This window comes from Actinomycetota bacterium, from assembly GCA_036280995.1.
Classification (GTDB): Bacteria; Actinomycetota; CALGFH01; order CALGFH01; family CALGFH01; genus CALGFH01.
Map to the genome: position 1 here is coordinate 1 of DASUPQ010000715.1, position 5,068 is coordinate 5,068.

Genomic DNA, 5,068 nt, shown 5'->3' on the forward strand with positions numbered 1-5,068 from the left:
CCGAGCGGGCGCAGCCGGGCGCTGCTGGCCGAAGGATCGCGCAGATGCGGTCGATTCGGTCACCGACGGCGGGCCTCGATAATCCAGGCCCGCGAATCGAACCACACGCCACGTTCGCTTGCGTGCGTGGCGAGGGCCTCACGGAGACGCTCGAGCGCCTGCTCAGCGGCGGCGGCACCCAGGCGCATCAGCAACTCCCTGGTGCCCGAGAAACCGCCGACCCACTCGAGGGCCGCCGCGACGTCCGGACCGTAGTAGATGGGCTGGTGGACGTCGGTGAACGTGGCCTCGCCGAATCCCGCCGCGCCGAGGATCGCCTCCACGGTTTCCTGATCGGCAAGCGAGAACGGCTCCTGCGCTTCCGGAGCTGGGACCGGCGACCCCTCACGGCCGAGCGCCCGTTCGATCGCCATGGACCATTCGTTGTGCTCGTGCTCCTGCCAGACCATCATCACCAGACGCCCCGCGGGCCGAAGCGCCACCGCGATGTTGGCGAACGCCGCGACGGGGTCATCGAAGAACATCGTCCCGAACCGACTGATGGCGAGGTCGAAACCATCCTCCGGAAAGCGGTGCACCTGCGCGTCGCCCTGCTCGAAGGCAACGTTGTGGACCCTCTCCGCCCGGGCGAGTTCGCGGGCCCGCTCGATCATCGAGGCGGAGCGGTCGACTCCGAGCGCACTCCCTTCCCCGGCCGACCGCGCGGCGTCCCGCGTCGTCCGGCCGGTTCCACAGCCGATGTCCAGGACCCGGTCGTCGGCCCGTATGTTGTACCTGCGGCGAAGGACCTCGTCGTGCAGCCGGAGTTCGGCGTCGTAGTCGACGCGGGCGACTCGGTGTTCCAGAGGCCGATCCCCCACCGGGCCCGGGCCTGGATGGCTCGTTGCGCGCGGCTGCTGGCGGTCGTTCGCGTCCACAGAACAAGATCCTATGACAGCCGGGTCAGGAGAGGACGACCGCCGACGCCAGCGGATGACTTCGCCTTATGGTTGCTGGCGACCAGGAACTTCGCCCTCCGGCACGGCGTCTAAGCTGAGCCATCTCCCAGACAGCCAGCCTGACCAGGTCGGGACGTAGGTGATGTCGGCCATCCAGAGCCGGTCGGGTCGGTCGGCGGCAAAGGTGGACACCTGGCCTCACCGACCGGCTCACGGTGGAGTCAGCGGTCCCAGTTGACCTTGAGCAGGTACTCCGAGGCCGCCATCCACAGCGCCCAGCCCAGGTAGCCGGCCTCGAAGGCGACCAGCCGGTCGTCCCAGCGGCCGGGCGCGCGGTCGGCGGCCGCGCCGCGCAGGACGAGGGCGCCGCCGAGGAGGTTGGCGGCCGCCCAGGCGAGGTTGACGGCCGGTGCCGAGTCCCGGCCGGTCAGCGGGGTCAGGTGCCGGCGACCGGCCACCGCCGTGGCCAGGTGCGGGGCGCTGTTGGCCACCAGGACCCCGGCGGCCGCGGCTCGGACCTTCGGCGACAGCGCCATGGCACCTCCGCAGATCGCAGGACTCCCAGCCTCAGTCTATGGCCAGGCGCGGTCGTTGCGCCCAGGCCCCTTGGCCACACGAGCCGACGCCCCGACCCAATGGCACTCTGACGCCTCGGCATTCCATGGACGCGACCCGGCGCTCCGGGCACGAATCTCAGCGGAGCACCAACCAAACCGTAAAGGAGACTTCCCAGGCCAACCTGCCCAACATCGGCTGGAGAGCGCTGGAGGACTCGACCGCGGCTCTTGACCGTGGCCGCCACCCGGCACGGCAGACCGGGGTAGTCTCGGCAGGTCGCAACGGCAACACTCGTTGCGCGGCGTGAGGAGGAGGTAGGTCATGGCCGACGCCCAACGAGGCGGGAGGGACGCCAGGGCCAACGCTGGGAGCCCGGAGCGGCCAGACCGGGCGCCGGCCAAGGGAGCTGACCGGGTGCCGTGGCGGGTGGAGGGTGTCCGACGGTCCGGAGGCGACATGGGCCCAGAGCGGCCGCGGCTGTTCGGGCCGCGCTTCTGGTGGATACTGCTGGGCCTGCTGGTGCTCAACTGGGTGCTGTCGGCGTTGCTGGTCCGGCCCCCCGAACGCACCGAGGTGCCCTACACGCTGTTCCGCGCCCAGGTCGAGGCGGGCAACGTCACCTCCGTCACCGGGATCGAGGACGCCATCGACGGCCAGTTCAAGAACCCGGTCCGCTACCCCGAGGGCGACCAAGGCCAGGAGGTGACCCGGTTCAGCACCCGCCGGCCCTCCTTCGCCGCCGACGACAACCTGTGGCAGCTGCTGACCGAACACAACGTCGAGGTCAGGGCGGAACCGCCGCCGGGGCCGTCGCTGCTGGAGCGGCTGCTGCTCGGCTTCGGTCCGACCCTGCTGCTGGTCGGCCTGTTCGTGCTGCTGGCCCGGCGCGCCTCCGGGGGCGCCGCTGGGGCCGCCGGGCTGGGCGGCTTCGGCCGCTCCCGGGCCCGCCGCTACGAGCCAGAGACGGGCCGGCGCACCACCTTCGCGGATGTGGCCGGCATCGACGAGGTCGAGGACGAGGTCGCCGAGATCGTCGACTTCCTCAAGAACCCCGACCGCTACCGGCGGCTAGGGGCGATGGTCCCAAGGGGCGTGCTGCTGGCCGGGCCGCCCGGGACCGGCAAGACCCTGCTCGCCCGGGCCGTGGCCGGCGAGGCCGACGTGCCCTTCTACTTCGTGTCGGCCTCGGAGTTCATCGAGTTCATCGTCGGCGTCGGCGCCAGCCGCGTCCGGGACCTGTTCGAGACGGCCAAGAACAACGCCCCGGCGATCATCTTCATCGACGAGCTGGACGCGATCGGCCGTGCCCGCGGCGGGTCCCTCAGCGTGGGTGGCCACGACGAGCGGGAGCAGACCCTCAACCAGATCCTGACCGAGATGGACGGCTTCACCGGCACCGAGAACGTGATCGTGTTGGGCGCCACCAACCGGCCCGAGATCCTCGACCCGGCCCTGCTGCGCCCGGGGCGCTTCGACCGCCGCCTCACCATCAGCCCGCCCGACCAGGCCGGCCGCCGCCAGATCCTGGGCGTGCACGTCCGCGGCATGCCCCTGGCGCCCGATGTCGACCTGGACGCGGTGGCCTCGGCCACCCCGGGCATGGTCGGGGCCGACCTGGCCAACCTGGTCAACGAGGCCGCCATCCTGGCCGCCCGCCGCAACCACACCCAGGTGCAGCAGGCCGACTTCACCGACGCCCTGGAGAAGATCGTGCTCGGCAGCGAACGGCGGATCATGCTCTCGGCCGAGGACCGTCGGCGCACCGCCTACCACGAGGCCGGCCACGCCCTGCTCGGCATGCTGACCCCGGGCGCCGACCCGGTCCGCAAGATCTCGATCGTGCCCCGCGGCCACGCCCTCGGGGTCACCTTCCAGTCCCCCGACGCCGACCGCTACTCCTACAGCGCCAGCTACCTGCGCGGCCGCATCGCCGGGATGCTGGCCGGCCGGGCCGCCGAGGAACTCATCTACGACGACGTCACCACCGGCGCCGAGAACGACCTGGAGCAGGCCACCGGCATCGCCAAGCAGATGGTCGGGCGCTGGGGCATGTCCGAGAAGGTGGGGATGCTGTCGGCGCTGCCCGACCCGCGGCGCGAGCAGCCCCTCAGCCTGGGCGGCGACGGCACCTCCCCGGCGACCAGAGAGCTGGTCGAAACCGAGGCCCGCCGCATCCTCGACCAGGGCCACGACCAGGCCCTCCAGACCCTGCGGGCCAACCGGCACCGGCTCGACGCCCTGGTCGAGGCCCTGCTCCGCACCGAGACCCTCGACGCCGCCGACGCCTACCGCGCCGCCGGCGTCCCCTACCCGGCCCAGCCCGACCTGCCCGCCCAGGCCCCCGACGTGGTCCGCCGCTAGCGTCCGCCGGCAGCCAGCAGGTCCGTGCCCCAGCAGCGATGGTGGGCGCTCACGTCGGCTCAGCCGGGCTCGTCTCAGAACCCGCGGCCGCGCTTGACGCCCAGCCCGCCTGCCCGCAGACCGTCTGCTAGCGAGCCGCGGCGCTCCGGCGGGGCAGCACCCAGCCCGGGCGCGGGAAGTGGCAGGTGTAGCCGTTCGGGTAGCGCTCCAAGTAGTCCTGGTGCTCCGGCTCGGCCTCCCAGAACGGACCGGCTGGGGTGACCTCGGTGACGACCTTGCCCGGCCAAAGCCCGGACGCCTCGACGTCGGCGATGGTGTCCTCGGCGACCCGGCGCTGTTCGTCATCGAGGTAGAAGATCGCCGAGCGGTAGCTCGTGCCGATGTCGTTGCCCTGGCGGTTCAGCGTCGTCGGGTCGTGGATCTGGAAGAAGAACTCGAGCAGTTCGCGGTAGGAGGTCACCTCGGGGTCGAAGATGATCTCGATCGCCTCGGCATGGGTCCCGTGGTTCCGGTAGGTGGCGTTGGCGACGTCGCCTCCGGCGTAGCCGACCCGCGTCGAGAGGACCCCTGGACGCTTGCGGATCAGGTCCTGCATCCCCCAGAAGCACCCTCCGGCCAGGACCGCCTTCTCCCGCTTCTGGCTCATCGCTTCGCTCCGTTCGTCGTCGCGGCTTGATGGTGGAGGTTCCGGCACGCCCCCTGGCTCCATCACCCGAACCTCGGGTCTGCACTGCAGCCGGTAACACTCCGAAACCTTCGCGCATTCCCAGGACCCCAGACTCACCCCGGGCCGCACGTCTTGCCTACGACCTGGAGGAGACGTGGCAGCTCCGCGCCGACCTCACCCTTGAGGACCGGCGTTCCTGAATCGCCCGGCCCAGGGCCGGCCCGATCGTGCCTCCTACGAGATTCCGCCCGTCGGGGCTGACGGAGGCCCATCGGCGGAGCTGATCGCCGGCATGCTGCGCAGTCATGGCGTGAGCGCAGCGGTGTCGGCAGATGATGCCGGAGGACAGTACCCGCAGATGCAGATCGAGGGTGTTCGGGTGCTGGTTGCCCCTCCGATGAAGCCTCGGCCCGCCGGCTCCTGGCCGCCGCCGATGACACCTCTGGTGGGTAGCAGGCCGGTCCCAAGGACTTTCGGTGATGGAGCGAAAGGCGGTCTCATGAGCTTGGCGTTCCTCCACCTTCCCCCCCGATGTCCCCCTGAT

Annotated in this window: 4 protein-coding genes; 1 reads left to right on the forward strand and 3 read right to left on the reverse strand. The window is 71.2% G+C overall.

Features of this window, described 5'->3' with window-relative positions:
* Nucleotides 1–59 precede the first annotated feature (59 nt).
* Together VF468_24065 and VF468_24070 are read right to left on the reverse strand one after the other, a co-directional pair.
* Entirely contained in the window at nt 60–845 is a 786-nt protein-coding gene (locus tag VF468_24065) for a methyltransferase domain-containing protein (GenBank protein ID HEX5881363.1), read from the reverse strand.
* A gap of 314 nt (nt 846–1,159) precedes the next feature.
* Nucleotides 1,160–1,474 carry a hypothetical protein gene (locus VF468_24070; protein HEX5881364.1) on the reverse strand — a complete coding sequence of 105 codons (315 nt, stop codon included), beginning with the start codon at nt 1,472–1,474 and terminating at the stop codon, nt 1,160–1,162.
* A gap of 478 nt (nt 1,475–1,952) precedes the next feature.
* Here VF468_24070 and ftsH point away from each other — a divergent pair, with 478 nt between their 5' ends.
* Nucleotides 1,953–3,857, forward strand: coding sequence for an ATP-dependent zinc metalloprotease FtsH (gene ftsH, locus VF468_24075; protein HEX5881365.1), 1,905 nt, complete (start codon nt 1,953–1,955; stop codon nt 3,855–3,857).
* Between the two features lie 127 nt (nt 3,858–3,984).
* Here ftsH and msrA read toward each other — a convergent pair whose 3' ends face one another.
* Entirely contained in the window at nt 3,985–4,503 is a 519-nt protein-coding gene (gene msrA / locus VF468_24080) for a peptide-methionine (S)-S-oxide reductase MsrA (protein HEX5881366.1), read from the reverse strand.
* Nucleotides 4,504–5,068 lie beyond the last annotated feature (565 nt).